Here is a 17001-nt window from a genome sequence, read left to right on the forward strand (position 1 = left end):
CTCAGGGAAGCAATAAACGATGCCAATGTCCGCCGTTCTCGAAAACACAACAAAAACAAATTCGCGGAAACAGTGGCTGGCAGGCCTCGTGACCAGCGTGATGTTTCTCATCGTGTGCCTGAGCTGGGGCACCACCTGGCTGGGCATCAAGATCGCCGTCGAAAGCGTGCCACCCCTGACGTCCGCAGGCTTGCGCTTCCTCATCGCCTTCCCACTGTTCCTGTGTTTTGCTCTGGTGCGCCGCGAGCCGATCCTGTTTCCCCGTGAGAGCCGCTGGTTCTTCGTGTTCGTGACCCTGTCCTACTTCAGCGTTCCCTATTACCTGCTCAACTACGGCGAAATGCATGTCTCGTCCGGCCTCACCGCCCTGCTGTTCAGCTGCATGCCGGTGTTCATCCTGATTTTCTCGGCGCTGTTCCTGCGCGAGCGCATCTACTTCTCCCAGGTCGTCGGCATCGGCATCGGTTTCGGCAGCCTCTACATGATCATCAAGAGCCAGGGCCTGCACCTGGACCACGCCGAGTTCTTCGGGGTACTGGCGATCCTGACCGCCGCGATCATGCATGCGCTGTGCTACGTCATCACCAAGCAGAAAGGCAGCGCCATCAGCGTGATCACCTACAACACCCTGCCCATCGGCATCGCCGGGCTGATGCTGTTCGTGGCCGGCCTGTGGTTCGAAACCCCGGCCTTCGATGCCATCACCCTGCGCTCCTGGAGTGCACTGTTCTACCTGGGGCTGGTGGCGTCGGTCGGCGGGTTCATCGTGTACTTCATGCTGCTCAAGCGCCTGAGCCCGATCATCCTGTCGTTCGTGTTCATCATCTTCCCGGTGTTCGCGGTGATCATCGGCGCCTGGTACGAAGGCGTGGCGATTTCCCGCGACCTGATGCTGTACTCGGCCATCCTGCTGGCCGGCTTTGCGATCACCAAGTTGCCGATTGAAAAGCTCCTGGCCAAGAAACCTTGACCCCCTCACCACCACGCGAGAGAAACATGGACGTCCTCCGCCCAAACGCCCTTGAACAGATCTACGCCCACGCCAACCGCAGCTACCCCGAGGAGTGCTGCGGCTTCATTTTCGCCGACGGCAGCGTGTACCTGGGCAGCAATATCCAGAATGAGCTTCACCGCAAGAACCCTGAGATGTACCCGCGCAGCGCGGCCAACGGTTACACGTTTTCGGTGGCCGACACCCTGCTGATGAACAAGGCGTTTCGCAGCGACAACCCGGTGGTGGTGATCTACCACTCGCACCCGGATGTCGGCGCCTATTTCAGCGATGAAGACCAGGACAAGGCCCTGTTCATGGGCGAACCGATCTACCCCGTCAGCTATTTGGTGGTGGACGTTCGCCAGGGCCAGGCCCTGGGCTCAAAGCTGTTTGCCTGGGACGGCACGCATTTCGCCCTCAACCCTTTCAACGACCTGCACACGGAGTTGTCCATGAACGCTGTCTCTTTCCCCGACATTCTGGTTCGCGTGGCCAAGCTGCCGGAATCGACCCTCGAGGGCACCGGATCGACATTGCGCGAAGTCATTGAAAACCTCTGCAGCAGTCACCCTCAGTTACGCCCGCACCTGTTCCACGAGAAGAACAACCAGCTCAAGGAACACTTCCTGTTCACCGCCGAGGAAGAGTTGATCGGCGCCGACGACACACTGCCGGAAAAAGCCCGGATCGAAGTGTTGCTCGCCACCTCGGGCGGCATGGACGTTGACGGATTGAGCAACGAAGAGATACAGCGCTATGTACGCCACATCACCCTGCCCGGCGTCGGCCGCGAAGGTCAGCTGAACCTCAAGAAAGCCAAGGTCTTGATCATCGGCACCGGCGGCCTGGGCTCGCCCATCAGCCTGTACCTGGCGGCAGCGGGCGTCGGCACCCTGGGCCTGGTGGACTTCGACGTGGTGGAAAGCAGCAACCTGCAACGCCAGATCGTCCACGGCAACAGCACCCTGGGCCTGCCCAAGGTCGAGTCCGCCAAGCAGCGCCTGCAGGACCTCAACCGCCATATCCAGATCAACGCCCACAACACCGCCCTGGATGCCGACAACGCCCTGGCGCTGGTCGGCGCCTACGACCTGGTGATCGACGGCACGGACAATTTCGATACCCGCTATCTCGTCAACGACGCCTGCGTACAGCTCGGCAAACCCTTGGTGTACGGCGCCATCTACCGCTTCGACGGGCAGATCAGCGTGCTCAACTACAAAGGCGGGCCCTGCTATCGCTGCCTGTTTCCCTCGGCACCTCCCGCCGAACTGGCGCCCAATTGCAGCGCCGGTGGCGTGATCGGCGTGCTGCCCGGCGTGGTTGGGATGATCCAGGCCACCGAGGCGATCAAGTTGCTGATCGGCATCGGCGAGCCGTTGTCAGGCCGCCTGATGCGTTTCGATGCATTGGCGATGAAGTTCAGCGAAATCCGCTTCAAGCGCCGCGCCGACTGCCCTTGCTGCTCGGAGCTGCGCCACGCCGAACCGCTCACACCGTCGGTGTGCGCCGACGCCGTGCCACCCCAACCGTCCCTGGCCGAAGAACGCTACATCCAGCCCCGCGTGCTCAAGCAACTGCTCGAACACCCGCGCAGCGCCGACGTGCTGGTGGATGTACGCGACGCCAGCGAACTGGAGGTGTGCAAACTGCCAGGGGTGCTGCACATCCCGCTGGCTGAACTGGATGGGCAACTCGACAGCCTCAGCCGCGACAACACCCACTACCTGATCTGCTACGCCGGAACCCGCGCCGAGCAAGCCGCCAGCACCTTGCTGGCGGCCGGCTTCGCCAACACCAAGGTCTTGCAGGGCGGCATGAAACACTGGGTGCGCGACGTCGAACCCGACATGCCGTTGTACTGACCCGGGGGCTGAGCAATGTTGCATAACTCCATTCTCGACGTGATCGGCCACACGCCGATCGTGCGCCTGGCGCAGTTTTCCGAAGACCTCGGTATCGAGGTCTACGCCAAGCTCGAATCCCTCAACCCGGGCGGCAGCCACAAGGCACGCATCGCCCTGGGCATGATCCTCGACGCCGAGCGCCGCGGCGTGCTGATCCGCGATTCGGGGCAGACCATCATCGAACCCAGCGGCGGCAACACCGGCATCGGCCTGGTGATGGCCGGCAACGTGCTGGGCTACAAAGTGGTGCTGGTGATTCCCGACAACTACAGCCCCGAAAAACAGAAACTGCTGCGCCTGTACGGGGCCAAGGTGGTGCTGTCGGACAGCCGCCTGGGCAACAACTCCCACGGCGAAAAATGCATGGAGCTGCAGCTGGAAAACCCCAGCTACGTGATGCTCAACCAGCAGCGCAACGGCGCCAACCCCCAGACCCACCGCGACACCACCGCGCCGGAGATCCTCCGTACATTCGGCGAACAGCGCGTGGACTACTTCGTCAGCGGCATCGGCACCGGGGGCCATATCACCGGCATCGGCGAAACCCTCAAGGCGGCCTGGCCGGCGTTGCGCGTCATGGGTGTGGAGCCAGAGGAATGCGACCTGCTGAAAAACAGGCACGCGCCGCACCACATCCAGGGCCTGTCGATCGGCCTGATCCCGAGCATTCTCAACGTGGATGTGCTGGACGGCATGCTCAAGGTGTCGCGCCAGGCGTGCATCGACATGATGAAACGCATCATGCGCACCGACGCCATCAGCCTGGGGTTGTCCTCGGCCGCCAACATGGTGGCCATCGCCCAGCTGGCGCCCGAACTGCCGCCCGAAACGGTGGTGCTGACCATGGTCTACGACAATGCCGACAGTTACCTGCCCAGTTTCGAATAACCGGTTTTCCCACCATTCAGAATGCGGGGGTGCCTCCATGGGGGGCTTTATCGACATGCAACAGCTGCACGATGAGTTGCTCACCCACCTCATCAAAACCCTGACGCCGGCGCAGATGAAGCAGCTGGAACCGCACCTGGCCCCGCTGATCCAGAACGCCGCCCAGGCCGTGGCCGAGGACCTGATCGCCTACGCCTACCGCGATCCGGCTTCGCGTGGGCGTGGCGAGTTGATCCTGGAATCCTATGCCTCGTTCAAGGCCGTGCTGTTCTACCGCCTGGCGCACCTGGTGTGGAACTTCCCCGACCAGACCAACGGCGTGTATTCGCGCATTGCCCTCAAGCTGAGCAACCAGGGCAAGGTGCTTTCTGGCGCCGAAATCCACCCGGCAGCCCGTATCGGCCGACGCTTCGTGCTGGACCACGGCTATGGCACGGTCATCGGCGAAACCTGCGAGATCGGCAACGACTGCTACATCCTCTGCGGCGTCACCCTCGGCGCGCGCGGCATTGCCAACAACCCGGATGGCAAGCGCCACCCGCGCCTGGGCAATAACGTCGAGGTCGGTTCCGGCGCACGTGTGCTGGGCTATGTGCTGATTGGCGACAACGTGTTCATCAGCCCGTCCTGCGTGATCACCCAGGACGTGCCGGCCGGCACCAAGGTGAAAGTGGTCAACCAGATCCAGCTGCAAAAGAATGATGAGTCGGACCACAGCAACTACCTGGGGGCCTTTGCCCTGGATGAGCGCCTGCACGTGGTGGGCGAGGTCAACGCCAGCCATAAAGTCACGGTGCTGGACGCCGACTTCCACCCCTTGCCGGGGTTGATGCTGGAACCCACGGTGAAAGAGCGCCATCACCTGCAATTTCGCCTGCGCCGCCTCGAAATCGGCAACCACCTGCCGCGCCTGCCATTGAACCTGAAGGTCTGCGGTCCGGAATTCGAAATCACCCTGCTCTCCCCCCCTGGCTTGAGCGCAATGGTGCGTCACCTGCTGCAAGCCAGCCCACTGATTGTCGGAGGTTGAACATGTCCGTGCACACCATGGAGACCCTGGCGCTGTTCGACAGCGCGCCTTACCAGAACACCTTCAGCGCCCGGGTGATTGCCGTCGGCGAACAGGGCATTGCCCTTGAACACACGCTGTTCTACCCCACAGGTGGTGGCCAGCCCGGAGACACTGGCTACTTCACCCTGGCGGATGGCGCGCGGGTCGAGGTGGTGGGAACGGTCCGCGACCCGGTAATGCGCTCGATCATCTGGCATCAGGTGGAGCACTGCCCGGAGCAATTGACCGTAGGCACACAGGTGGACGCCGGCCTGGACTGGGAGCGGCGCTACCAGCACATGAAGATGCACACCTGCCTGCACCTGTTGTGCTCACTGATCGATGCGCCGGTGACCGGTTGCAGCATCAGTGCCGACAAAGGCCGCCTGGATTTCGACCTGCCAGAAATGACACTCGACAAAGACAGCCTCACCCACGACCTGAATGCCCTGATCCAGCAGGCTCACGCCGTCAACACCCTGTCGATGCCTGCCACGGAATACGCCACCCTGCTGCAGATCACACGCACCCAGGCGGTGGCGCCACCGGTGATCCAGGGGTCAGTGCGAGTGATCGAAATTGCCGGGATCGATATCCAGCCGTGCGGCGGCACCCACGTGGCCAACACCGAGGAAATCGGCCGGGTGTTTTGCGAAAAGATCGAGAAGAAGAGCAAGCACAATCGCCGGGTGATTCTGCGCTTTGAGTGAGCGGCCGAAGCTATCGAAGGCCAGTGCGGGCGTTGTCCCACACTAGCCGATTCGATACCGAGCTTTAGTTTTTTTTCTCGCTGACTTGCTGGGTCAGAGCCTGGAACTTCTGTTCAAACGTTGACAGCGTCTTCTCAAAGTACGCCTCCATCTGATTAATCTGAGCTTCGAGTTCCTCGTTCGCTTGCTTGAGACGATCAACCTTGCCGGGAGCAGGCGCTGTTGAGTTATCAGCTGGCGCGGATTCTTTACGTTGCTCGGGGGCGGCTGTATCAGGTGCTGCATTATTCGGCGGGGTGGAATCGGTGGTGCCTGGCTGCACAGCAGGTGTCTCCTGTCGAGGAACGCCTTTACTCAGAAGTTGAGTCAAATTGTCCAGTTTCGTCGTCAGCGTTTTCATCGCGGCTTCAAATCGCTCAAGTAATGTTTTGAGCGCAGTGTGGAGCTGTGTGATTTCAGCCTCCAATTTATCAAGCCCCTGAGGCGGGCTTCGCTCAGCCGTCTCAGTACCCCGAGTTTGGGTATCTGGTGTGGCAGGCGTTTCGGGCGGCACAGGCTGGCTGTCAGCGCGAGGGTTCTCTGGCTTGGTATCCGGCGCACTGGGGGCGTGTTCAGGCGTTTTAGCACCGGCAGTGAGCTGCTGAGTCAGGCCTTCTATTTTCGTATTGAGTTCAATAATTTTCGCATTGTACTTTGTGATCAACGCCTCGTACTTGGCGACAAGGTTTTGATTTTTCTGCGTCAGTTCTGCCAACTCGCCCTTGGACTCGGCGCCCTGAGGCTGCTGATTGACGATGTTGTTGTGCCTGGAAAACTGACCACGTTGCTCTGCCCCTACTGGAGGGCGAGGCGGCTTGGATTCGGTCGTGGTATTGGCCGGGTTGGCGCTTGCGCCAGCGGGGTCACTGGAAGAAGGGGATTGAGACGTTGGCGGCATTTCGTAGCGGTATTGGGGAGCATACTGCTGATTATTGATACTGCTCATGAAGCACCTCTCAGTTTCGCGGTTGTCCCGCGTGTAGGGTTTGTCAGACGATTTGATTAACAAGCCATCCAACGACCTGATTGGCACTTAGTAGGAAACCAGTTCCCTGAGGGAGAGAAATCTACGTGGGTATTTGTTTCAGGGTGAAAAAACCGTCGACGCCCAAGCCACGTTTCGTACAGGAAACTGACAGGAAATTTATGCGCTTGTAACATTCAGAAACGTACAATCCCGCCTGTGGCCATCCTCCCCTGATGCGCTGCAAACCGACCATGGAAAAGAGCGCCCGCCCATTCCCGGTGGGTCTTTCGAACAGAAGCTAAGCTCACCCCCATCGCACCTCTTTAGAACCTGAACGCTGCAGGAATGACTGCCTATGAACAAAGTGTTCCGCCACTACATCCCGGCGTCCACATTGCGCTTGCTGCCCAACCGTTGGGATTTGGTCGCCCTGCCGCTGGTAATCGGCTTCCTCCTGTTTTTCTCCATCACCGCCCGTGAAACCTGGGCGCCTATCACCACCCTGCAAAGCGAAGTCATTTCCCTCGACCCGGCCAACCTGCCGGAATACGCGATGCGCACCACCCTGCGCATGCTCGCGGCAATGGTCGCAGCGTTGGTGTTCACCTTTTTGTACGGCACCCTGGCCGCCAAAAGCCGGCGCGCCGAGAAACTGCTGGTGCCGGTGCTCGACATCCTGCAATCGGTGCCGGTGCTGGGGTACATCTCGTTCACGGTGACGTTCTTCCTGCTGCTGTTTCCCGGGCGCGTGCTGGGGGCCGAGTTCGCGGCGATCTTCGCGATCTTTACCAGCCAGGCCTGGAACATGACGTTCAGCTTCTACCAGTCCCTGCGCATGCTGCCCCATGACCTGGTGGAGGTTTCCACCAACTTGAGGCTCTCCGGCTGGCAAAAGTTCTGGAAGCTCGACGTGCCGTTCGCCATGCCGGGGCTGGTGTGGAACATGATGATGAGCATGTCCGGCGGCTGGTTCTTCGTGGTTGCCTCCGAAGCCATCACCGTGGGCGACAAGACCATCACCCTGCCCGGCGTGGGTTCGTACCTGGCCCTGGCCATTGCCCAGAAAGACCTGCACGCGGTGGGCTACGTGATCCTGGCGATGATCGCGGTGATCCTGATCTACGACCAGTTCCTGTTCCGCCCACTGGTGGCCTGGGCCGACAAGTTCCGCATGGAAACCACCGCGTCACAAGGCGACGCACCGCAATCCTGGGTGCTGAACCTGATTCAACGCACACGCATCGTGCAGCGCATCCTGCGCCCCATGACCCGTGCCATCAGCCGCATCGGCAACAAGCGCTTCAGCCTGGCCGGCGGTGCATTCAAGGCGCTGCCGGTTGAAACCCCCGCCGCGTCAAAAGTGATCGATTGGGTGTGGGGCACGCTGATTGCCCTGATGGCCGCCTATGCGCTGTATCACATCGTGATGTACGTCGGCACCGAAGTGGGCCTGGCCGAAGTGGGCCACGTGCTGGTGCTGGGCCTGATTACGCTGCTGCGGGTGGCCGGGCTGATCCTGATCGCCTCGCTGATCTGGGTACCCCTGGGCGTGATGATCGGCCTGCGCCCCAAGTTGGCAGAGAAGATCCAGCCACTGGCGCAGTTCCTCGCGGCGTTCCCGGCGAACCTGCTGTTCCCGGTGTTCGTCATCGTGATCCTGCACTACCACCTCAACCCGGATATCTGGCTGAGCCCGCTGATCGTGTTGGGCACCCAGTGGTACATCCTGTTCAACGTGATTGCCGGCGCCACCGCGTTCCCCAACGACTTCAAGGAAGCCGCCGCCAACTTCCGCATTCGCGGCTGGCTGTGGTGGCGCAAGGTGATGCTGCCGGGGATTTTCCCCTACTACGTCACTGGCGCCATCACCGCCTCGGGCGGTGCGTGGAACGCCAGCATCGTGTCCGAGTACGTGTCCTGGGGTCAGGACAATGTGGTCGCCCATGGGCTGGGCGCCTACATCGCACAAACCACTGCGGCCGGCGACTTCCCGAAGATCGCCCTGGGCGTGGTGGTGATGTCGATCTTTGTGGTGGCGTTCAACCGCGCGGTCTGGCGACCGATGTACGCCATTGCAGAAAACAAACTTCGCTTGAATTGACGGGATGCGTCGTGATGACTACCTCTACTGAACACACCGTCGACACCCCGGAAATCTACTCGCTGAAAAACGTGAACCGGGTGTTCGGCAAAGGCAAGGACGAGCTGCAAGTCCTCAGCGGCGTAGACCTGAGCCTGCACGAGGGCGAGATCGTCGGTATGCTCGGCCGTTCCGGCTCTGGCAAGTCGACCTTGCTGCGCATCATCGCCGGCCTGATCCAGCCGTCGTCGGGCGAAGTCCGCTACCAGGGCGCCCCGCTCAACGGCCCGGCCGAAGGCGTGGCCATGGTGTTCCAGACCTTTGCCCTGTTCCCCTGGCTGACCGTGCTGGAAAACGTGGAAGCCGGCCTGCAAGCCTTGCAGGTCGAGCGCAAGGAAACCCGGCGCCGCGCCCTGGCGGCCATCGACCTGATTGGCCTGGACGGCTTCGAAAACGCCTACCCGCGCGAATTGTCCGGTGGCATGCGCCAGCGCGTGGGCTTTGCCCGGGGCCTGGTGGTCAACCCGACCTTGCTGCTGATGGACGAACCCTTCTCGGCCCTCGACGTGCTCACCGCCGAAACCCTGCGCACCGACCTGCTGGACCTGTGGAGCGGCAAGCAGCTGCCGATCAAGTCGATCCTGATCGTGACCCACAACATCGAAGAAGCAGTGTTGATGTGCGACCGCATCCTGGTGCTGTCCTCCAACCCTGGCCGTGTGGTGGCCGAGATCAAAGTGCCGTTTGCCCACCCGCGCAATCGCCTGGACCCGACGTTCCGGCAGATGGTCGACGACATCTACGCACTGATGACCGACCGCCGAAGTGCCGATGCCAGCGCCGGCAAACCGGAACTGAAAATGGGCAGCCTGCTGCCGGAAGTGTCCACCAACCTGATGGCCGGCCTGATCGAAACCCTGGCCGCTGAGCCCTACAACGGCCATGCCGGCTTGCCCACCGTGGCCGAACGGCGCCTGCTGGAAGTCGACGACCTGTTCCCGGTGGCGGAGATGCTGGAGCACCTGGGCTTTGCTGAACTCAAAGGCGCCGACATCACCCTCACCGACGCCGGCAAGCTGTTCGCCGACTACGGCACCCAGGAACGCAAGACCCTGTTCGCCGAGCATTTGATCCAGCACGTGCCGTTAGCCGCGCGCATTCATCAGGTGTTGCTAGAGCGCAGCGGGCACCGTGCGCCACGGGTGCGTTTCGAGCAGGAACTGGAAGACTCGATGACCGAAGCCTTCGTGGAGAAAACCCTGGAAAGCGTGGTGGCCTGGGGGCGGTATGCGGAGATCTTCTCCTATGACGACCATACCGAGACGTTCAGCCTGGAAGATGTTGAAGGCAGTATGTAATCGCCTTGAGCAACACAGAACAAAATGTGGGAGCTGGCTTGCCTGCGATAGCAATAGTGAATCCACTACCGCCATCGCAGGCAAGCCAGCTCCCACACAAGCCCAGTTCCACAGTGGATCAGTGGTGTTTGTCAGATCACGAACAGGTCCATGAACCGGTTCACCGGCGTGGCTTCAAGCCGCGCCTGGTCCTTGCACAACGCAAAAATCTCCCCGCTGCGCTGTGCGGTAAACCGCGTGGCCAGGTTGGCCTTGAACTTGTCTTCCAGCAACGGAATGCCGTCCACCCGGCGACGGCGATGCCCGATCGGGTACTCCACCGCCACTTGCCCGGTGCTGGACCCATCCTTGAAAAATACCTGCACGGCGTTGGCAATCGAGCGTTTGTCCGCCTCCAGGTACTCCCGGCTGTAGCGTGGGTCTTCGACGATCACCATCTTGTCACGCAGCTCATCAATGATCGGGTGGGCGGCGTGGAAGTCATCTTCGTACTGCTCGGCCACCAGGTTGCCGAACGCCAGGGGCACGGCCGTCATGTATTGCAGGCAATGGTCGCGGTCAGCGGCATTGGCCAACGGGCCTACCTTGGAAATGATGCGGATCGCCGACTCGTGGGTGGTGATCACGATGCGTTCGATTTCATGCAACCGGTTTTTCACCAACGGGTGCAACGTCACCGCCGCTTCGCAGGCCGTTTGCGCGTGGAACTCGGCTGGGAAGCTGATCTTGAACAGCACGTTTTCCATCACGTAGCTGCCGTAAGGCTGGGGCAGGCTGAACCCACGCTTGCCTTCGGGCTTGAGCGCAAGGTCCTTGTTGGTGTGGCTGAACAACACGTCGTAGAAGCCCCATTGCGGCGCGCTCAACACACCGGGAATGCCCATCTCACCGCGCAGGGCGATATCTGCCAGGCGCACGCCACGGCTCGACGCGTCCCCCGCCGCCCAGGATTTGCGTGAGCCGGCATTCGGTGCATGGCGGTAGGTGCGCAACGCCTGCCCATCGACAAACGCGTGGGACAAGGCCGCCAGCAGTTGCTCGCGGTTGGCACCCATCAGCTTGGCGGTGACGGCGGTGGAGGCGACTTTCACCAGCAGTACATGGTCGAGGCCGACACGGTTGAAGGAATTCTCTAAGGCAATCACGCCCTGGATTTCGTGGGCCATGATCATGGCTTCCAGCACCGCGCGCACCGTCAACGGAGCGTCGCCATTGGCCACGCGCTGTTGCGACAGATGATCCGCCACGGCGAGGATGCCGCCGAGGTTGTCCGAAGGGTGGCCCCATTCGGCAGCGAGCCAGGTGTCGTTGTAGTCGAGCCAGCGCACGATGCAACCGATGTCCCACGCGGCCTTTACCGGGTCCAGGCGGAACGAGGTGCCCGGCACGCGAGCGCCAAACGGCACCACCGTGCCCTCGACGATCGGTCCCAGGTGCTTGGTGCACTCGGGGAAGCGCAGGGCGAGCAGGCCGCAACCGAGGGTGTCCATCAGGCAGTTGCGGGCGGTGTCCAGTGCCTCACGGGAATCGATCCGGTAATTGAGGACGTAATCGGCAATGTCCTGCAGGACCGGGTCGTAGTCCGGGCGGTTGTTCTGGTCGACGTTGGCGCTCATGGCAGTACTCCAAAAATGGGGTGGGGTCAGTCCTCGGGCTCACGGTTGTAAGAAGCAGATCTTGGCTGTCCGCCTTGGAATAGAGACCCTGTGGGAGCGGGCTTGCTCGCGAAAGCGGCAGGTCAGCCAATACATTCGGTGACTGACAAACCGCATTCGCGAGTAAGCCCGCTCCCACATTGGGTCGGCGCAGGTCGTTAGAAAACGTCGCCGGGCACGCGCACGAAGCCTTCCATCAGCACGCGGGCACTGCGGCTCATGATGGCTTTCTTCACCACCCACTCACCGTCCACTTGGCTAGCCTCGGCGCCGACACGCAACGTGCCGGACGGGTGCCCAAAACGCACAGCATTGCGCTCCACACCACCCGCCGCCAGGTTCACCAGGGTGCCGGAAATCGCCGCCGCCGTGCCAATCGCCACCGCCGCCGTGCCCATCATGGCGTGGTGCAACTTGCCCATGGACAACGCGCGTACCAGCAGGTCGACATCCCCCGCCTTGATCGCCTTGCCACTGGACGCCACGTAGTCCAAAGGTTTCGCTACAAAGGCCACTTTCGGCGTGTGTTGGCGTTGCGCGGCTTCGTCCAGGTGCTTGATCAGGCCCATGCGCAGTGCGCCATAAGCCCGTACGGTTTCGAACATCGCCAGGGCCTTGGGGTCGCTGTTGATCGCGCCCTGCAGCTCGGTGCCGGTGTAGCCGAGGTCTTCGGCGTTGATGAAGATGGTCGGGATGCCCGCGTTGATCAGCGTGGCCTTGAAGGTGCCCACACCGGGCACTTCGAGGTCGTCCACCAGGTTGCCAGTGGGGAACATCGAACCACCGCCGCCCTCTTCTTCCGCCGCCGGGTCCATGAACTCCAGCTGCACTTCAGCGGCCGGGAAGGTCACGCCATCCAGTTCGAAATCGCCGGTTTCCTGCACCGCACCGTCAGTGATCGGCACGTGGGCAATAATGGTCTTGCCGATATTGGCCTGCCACACGCGCACCACAGCCACGCCGTTGTGGGGTACGCGAGCAGGGTCGACCAGGCCGGCGCTGATAGCGAACGAACCGACCGCCGCCGACAGGTTGCCGCAGTTGCCGCTCCAGTCCACGAACGGCTTGTCGATGGAGACCTGGCCGAACAGGTAATCCACGTCGTGGTCGGCGCGGTTACTCTTGGCCAGGATCACCGTCTTGCTGGTGCTGGAGGTGGCGCCGCCCATGCCGTCGATCTGCTTGTCGTAGGGGTCGGGGCTGCCGATCACCCGCAACAGCAAGGCGTCACGGGCAGCCCCCGGCACCTGCGCCGACTCAGGCAGGTCCGTGAGGCTGAAGAACACGCCCTTGCTGGTGCCGCCACGCATGTAGGTGGCGGGGATCTTGATTTGCGCTACGTGTGCCATGGTGTCCTCTCAGGCCGTTGCCGCCGATTCCAGGAAGTCCTGGGCAAAACGTTGCAACACGCCGCCCGCCTCGTAGATCGACACTTCTTCGGCGGTGTCCAGGCGGCAAGTCACCGGCACTTCGACACGTTCGCCATTCTTGCGGTTAATCACCAACGTCAACGTGGCGCGCGGGGTACGCGCGCCGACCACGTCATAGGTTTCGCTGCCGTCGATCTTCAAAGTGTGGCGGTCGGTGCCCGGCAGGAACTCCAGCGGCAACACGCCCATGCCCACCAGGTTGGTGCGGTGGATGCGCTCGAAACCTTCGGCGGCAATCGCTTCCACACCCGCCAGGCGCACGCCCTTGGCCGCCCAGTCGCGAGACGAACCCTGGCCGTAGTCGGCGCCGGCAATGATGATCAGCGGCTGCTTGCGCTCCATGTAGGTTTCAATGGCTTCCCACATCCGCGTCACTTGGCCCTCAGGCTCGATACGCGCCAGGGAGCCCTGCTTGACCTTGCCGTTTTCCTGCACCATTTCGTTGAACAGTTTCGGGTTGGCAAAGGTGGCGCGCTGCGCGGTCAGGTGATCGCCGCGGTGGGTGGCGTAGGAGTTGAAGTCGACTTCCGGCAGGCCCATTTTCGCCAGGTACTCGCCGGCGGCGCTGTCGAGCATGATCGCGTTGGACGGCGACAGGTGGTCGGTGGTGATGTTGTCCGGCAGCACCGCCAGCGGGCGCATGCCCTTGAGCGGCCGCGCACCGGCCAGTGCGCCTTCCCAGTACGGCGGGCGGCGGATGTAGGTGCTTTGCGGGCGCCAGTCATACAGCGGCGCGACTTTGGGGCCGGTGTCTTCGTGGATGGCGAACATCGGGATGTAGACCTTGCGGAACTGCTCCGGCTTGACCGACGCCTTGACCACCGCGTCGATCTCTTCGTCGCTCGGCCAGATGTCCTGCAGGCGGATTTCCTTGCCGTTGGCGTCCAGGCCCAGCACGTCTTTTTCGATGTCGAAACGGATGGTGCCGGCAATCGCGTAGGCCACTACCAGCGGCGGCGACGCCAGGAAGGCCTGCTTGGCATACGGGTGGATACGCCCGTCGAAGTTGCGGTTGCCGGACAGCACGGCGGTGGCGTAAAGGTCGCGATCGATGATTTCCTGCTGGATCACCGGGTCGAGCGCACCAGACATCCCATTACAGGTGGTGCAGGCAAACGCCACCACGCCGAAGCCGAGTTTTTCCAGTTCGTGGCCCAGGCCCGCTTCTTCGAGGTACATGGCCACGGTTTTCGAACCCGGGGCCAGGGACGATTTGACCCAAGGCTTGCGGGTCAACCCGAGCTTGTTGGCATTGCGCGCCAACAGGCCTGCGGCGATCACGTTGCGCGGATTGCTGGTGTTGGTGCAGCTGGTGATGGCCGCGATGATCACCGCGCCGTCAGGCATCTGGCCGGGCACTTCGTCCCACTGGCCGCTGATGCCCTTGGAGGCCAGGTCGCTGGTGGCGACGCGGGCGTGCGGGTTGCTCGGGCCTGCCATGTTGCGCACGACGCTGGACAGGTCGAAGGTGAGGCCTCGCTCGTATCGCGCACCTTTGAGGTCATCGGCCCACAGGCCGGTGTGGCGGGCGTATTGCTCCACCAGGGTGACTTGTTCGTCTTCGCGACCGGTGAGTTTCAGGTAGGCGATGGTCTGCTGGTCGATATAGAACATCGCCGCCGTGGCGCCGTATTCCGGAGCCATGTTGGAGATGGTTGCGCGGTCGCCCAAGGTGAGTGCCGAGGCACCTTCACCGAAAAACTCCAGCCAGGCGCCGACCACTTTCTGCTTGCGCAGGAACTCGGTCAGCGCCAGCACCATGTCGGTGGCGGTGATGCCCGGCAGCAGCTTGCCGGTGAGTTCCACGCCAACGCTTTCCGGCAGGCGCATCCATGAAGCGCGGCCGAGCATCACGCTCTCGGCCTCAAGGCCACCGACACCGATGGCGATCACGCCCAGCGCGTCGACGTGCGGGGTATGGCTGTCGGTGCCGACGCAGGTGTCCGGGAAGGCCACGCCGTCGCGCACCTGGATCACCGGCGACATTTTCTCCAGGTTGATCTGGTGCATGATGCCGTTGCCCGGCGGGATCACGTCGACGTTCTTGAAGGCCTTTTTGGTCCACTCGATAAAGTGAAAACGGTCTTCGTTGCGGCGGTCTTCGATGGCGCGGTTTTTCTCGAACGCGTCCGGGTCGAAACCACCGGCTTCAACAGCCAGGGAGTGGTCGACGATCAGCTGAGTCGGCACCACCGGGTTGACCTGCGCCGGGTCACCACCTTGTTGGGCGATGGCATCGCGCAGGCCGGCAAGGTCCACCAGGGCGGTCTGGCCGAGGATGTCGTGGCACACCACGCGCGCCGGGAACCATGGGAAGTCGAGGTCGCGTTTGCGCTCGATCAGTTGGCTCAGGGACGCGTTGAGGGTGGCCGGGTCGCAGCGACGCACCAGGTTTTCGGCGAGCACGCGGGAGGTGTAGGGCAAGGTGGCGTAGGCACCGGGGGTGATGGCCTCGACCGCCGCACGGGCGTCGAAGAAATCCAGGCGGCTGCCGGGGAGCGGTTTGCGAAATTCAGTGTTCATCGTCAGGACTCGGTCACGGTGATTGCAAAAGGAGCCGACTGATTTCGAACTGGAATGCGATCAAACTGTGGGAGCGGGCTTGCTCGCGAAAGCGGTGCAGCAGTCGCCAGATGTGTTGAATGACGCACCGCATTCGCGAGCAAGCCCGCTCCCACATTTTGATTCGGTTACCACTTCAAACCTGTCGACCTACCCACTCAGCGACGTTCGATTGGCACGAACTTGCGCTGTTCTACGCCGGTGTATTCGGCGCTTGGACGGATGATGCGGTTGTTCGCGCGCTGCTCGAACACGTGCGCGGCCCAGCCGGTCAGGCGCGAGCACACGAAGATCGGCGTGAACAGCTTGGTCGGGATGCCCATGAAGTGGTACGCCGAGGCATGGTAGAAGTCGGCGTTGGGGAATAACTTCTTCTGTTCCCACATGGTCTTGTCGATGGCTTCGGAGACCGGGAACAGCACCGTGTCACCCACCTCGTCAGCGAGTTTTTTCGACCAGCCCTTGATCACTTCATTGCGCGGGTCGCTGTCTTTGTAGATCGCGTGGCCAAAGCCCATGATCTTGTCTTTGCGCGCCAGCATGCCGAGGGTGCCTTCAACAGCTTCTTCAGCCGAGCCGAAACGCTCGATCATCTCCATCGCCGCTTCGTTGGCACCGCCGTGCAGCGGGCCGCGCAGGGAGCCGATGGCAGCGGTCACGCAGGAATACAGGTCGGACAGGGTCGACGCACACACGCGGGCGGTGAAGGTAGAGGCGTTGAATTCGTGCTCGGCGTAGAGGATCAGCGACACATTCATCACTTTCACATGCAGCTCGCTTGGTTTCTTGCCGTGCAGCAGGTGCAGGAAATGGCCGCCAATGCTGGGCTCGTCGGTCACGCAGTCGATGCGCTTGCCGTCGTGGCTGAAGCGGTACCAGTAGCACATGATCGCCGGGAAGGCGGCGAGCAGGCGGTCGGTGACATCGCGCTGCACGCTGAAGTCTTTCTCGGGCTCGATATTGCCCAGGAACGAGCAACCGGTGCGCATCACGTCCATCGGGTGGGCGTCGGCAGGGATGCGTTCCAGCACTTCCTTCAGCGCTCGGGGCAGGTCGCGCAGTTTGCTCAGCTTGGCGCTGTAGGCGGCCAATTCGGCCTGGGTCGGCAGTTCGCCGTACAAGAGCAGGTAGGCGACTTCTTCAAATTGCGCATCGGCGGCCAGTTCGCGCACGTCGTAGCCGCGATAGGTCAAGCCGGCACCGGCCTGGCCCACGGTGGACAGTGCGGTCTGCCCGGCCACCTGGCCACGCAGGCCGGCGCCACTCAGTACTTTTGCTTCAGCCATGGTTCTTCTCCAATTTTGAATTTATTAGGGAGCATGTGGGAGCGGCTTTGTGTGGGAGCGGGCTTGCTCGCGAA

General features: G+C 62.0%; 12 protein-coding genes. 7 read left to right on the forward strand and 5 right to left on the reverse strand.

Translation table 11 applies throughout. The features are described from left to right. Positions 1–76: 76 nt before the first annotated feature. The 5 genes from ACVWVP_RS16190 to ACVWVP_RS16210 are packed head-to-tail and all read left to right on the forward strand — an operon-like array spanning position 77 to position 5550. Positions 77–970, forward strand: a complete 894-nt coding sequence (locus ACVWVP_RS16190; RefSeq protein ID WP_178924725.1) for a DMT family transporter — start codon at positions 77–79, stop codon at positions 968–970. Between the two features lie 26 nt (positions 971–996). Beyond that, a complete protein-coding gene (gene moeB / locus ACVWVP_RS16195) occupies positions 997–2859 on the forward strand; it encodes a molybdopterin-synthase adenylyltransferase MoeB (protein WP_457407124.1) in 1863 nt (620 codons plus the stop codon). Positions 2860–2874: 15 nt separating this feature from the next. After that, positions 2875–3789 (forward strand): PLP-dependent cysteine synthase family protein, encoded by a 915-nt coding sequence (locus ACVWVP_RS16200; protein WP_457407126.1) that lies wholly within the window; start codon positions 2875–2877, stop codon positions 3787–3789. Between the two features lie 37 nt (positions 3790–3826). Then, the gene (locus ACVWVP_RS16205; RefSeq protein ID WP_457407129.1) at positions 3827–4819 is read left to right on the forward strand and encodes a serine O-acetyltransferase; all 993 of its coding nucleotides are present in this window, start codon (positions 3827–3829) and stop codon (positions 4817–4819) included. A gap of 2 nt (positions 4820–4821) precedes the next feature. Further along, positions 4822–5550, forward strand: a complete 729-nt coding sequence (locus ACVWVP_RS16210; protein WP_259173027.1) for an alanyl-tRNA editing protein — start codon at positions 4822–4824, stop codon at positions 5548–5550. A gap of 64 nt (positions 5551–5614) precedes the next feature. On the opposite strand, the gene ACVWVP_RS16215 is transcribed toward ACVWVP_RS16210, so the two are convergent. Further along, positions 5615–6535 carry a hypothetical protein gene (locus tag ACVWVP_RS16215; protein WP_457407131.1) on the reverse strand — a complete coding sequence of 307 codons (921 nt, stop codon included), beginning with the start codon at positions 6533–6535 and terminating at the stop codon, positions 5615–5617. Positions 6536–6911: 376 nt separating this feature from the next. Between ACVWVP_RS16215 and ACVWVP_RS16220 the strand changes: the two genes are divergently transcribed. Further along, positions 6912–8657, forward strand: coding sequence for an ABC transporter permease (locus ACVWVP_RS16220; RefSeq protein ID WP_259173030.1), 1746 nt, complete (start codon positions 6912–6914; stop codon positions 8655–8657). Positions 8658–8671: 14 nt separating this feature from the next. Further along, complete coding sequence (locus tag ACVWVP_RS16225; protein WP_176996348.1) at positions 8672–9994, forward strand: ABC transporter ATP-binding protein; 1323 nt, start codon at positions 8672–8674, stop codon at positions 9992–9994. A 131-nt stretch (positions 9995–10125) separates the two neighbouring features. On the opposite strand, the gene prpD is transcribed toward ACVWVP_RS16225, so the two are convergent. The 4 genes from prpD to prpC all read right to left on the reverse strand — a co-directional run bounded on the left by prpD (position 10126) and on the right by prpC (position 16927). Beyond that, positions 10126–11610: a 2-methylcitrate dehydratase gene (prpD, locus tag ACVWVP_RS16230; RefSeq protein ID WP_178924704.1), complete on the reverse strand. Its 1485-nt coding sequence runs from the start codon at positions 11608–11610 to the stop codon at positions 10126–10128. 197 nt (positions 11611–11807) lie between these two features. After that, a complete protein-coding gene (gene prpF / locus ACVWVP_RS16235; protein WP_178924702.1) occupies positions 11808–12998 on the reverse strand; it encodes a 2-methylaconitate cis-trans isomerase PrpF in 1191 nt (396 codons plus the stop codon). A gap of 9 nt (positions 12999–13007) precedes the next feature. Further along, a complete protein-coding gene (gene acnD, locus ACVWVP_RS16240; protein WP_259173033.1) occupies positions 13008–15602 on the reverse strand; it encodes a Fe/S-dependent 2-methylisocitrate dehydratase AcnD in 2595 nt (864 codons plus the stop codon). A gap of 197 nt (positions 15603–15799) precedes the next feature. Next, complete coding sequence (gene prpC / locus ACVWVP_RS16245) at positions 15800–16927, reverse strand: bifunctional 2-methylcitrate synthase/citrate synthase (RefSeq protein WP_457407135.1); 1128 nt, start codon at positions 16925–16927, stop codon at positions 15800–15802. Positions 16928–17001: the final 74 nt, after the last annotated feature.

Source organism: Pseudomonas sp. TE24901 (genome assembly GCF_054058375.1).

Bases quoted from the DNA above. Each gene is read 5' to 3' on its own strand.
- moeB (WP_457407124.1), top strand. From the start codon at position 997: ATGGACGTCCTCCGCCCAAACGCCCTTGAACAGATCTACGCCCACGCC.
- ACVWVP_RS16200 (WP_457407126.1), top strand. From the start codon at position 2,875: ATGTTGCATAACTCCATTCTCGACGTGATCGGCCACACGCCGATCGTG.
- ACVWVP_RS16205 (WP_457407129.1), top strand. From the start codon at position 3,827: ATGGGGGGCTTTATCGACATGCAACAGCTGCACGATGAGTTGCTCACC.
- ACVWVP_RS16210 (WP_259173027.1), top strand. From the start codon at position 4,822: ATGTCCGTGCACACCATGGAGACCCTGGCGCTGTTCGACAGCGCGCCT.
- ACVWVP_RS16215 (WP_457407131.1), bottom strand. From the start codon at position 6,535: ATGAGCAGTATCAATAATCAGCAGTATGCTCCCCAATACCGCTACGAA.
- ACVWVP_RS16220 (WP_259173030.1), top strand. From the start codon at position 6,912: ATGAACAAAGTGTTCCGCCACTACATCCCGGCGTCCACATTGCGCTTG.
- ACVWVP_RS16225 (WP_176996348.1), top strand. From the start codon at position 8,672: ATGACTACCTCTACTGAACACACCGTCGACACCCCGGAAATCTACTCG.
- prpD (WP_178924704.1), bottom strand. From the start codon at position 11,610: ATGAGCGCCAACGTCGACCAGAACAACCGCCCGGACTACGACCCGGTC.
- prpF (WP_178924702.1), bottom strand. From the start codon at position 12,998: ATGGCACACGTAGCGCAAATCAAGATCCCCGCCACCTACATGCGTGGC.
- acnD (WP_259173033.1), bottom strand. From the start codon at position 15,602: ATGAACACTGAATTTCGCAAACCGCTCCCCGGCAGCCGCCTGGATTTC.
- prpC (WP_457407135.1), bottom strand. From the start codon at position 16,927: ATGGCTGAAGCAAAAGTACTGAGTGGCGCCGGCCTGCGTGGCCAGGTG.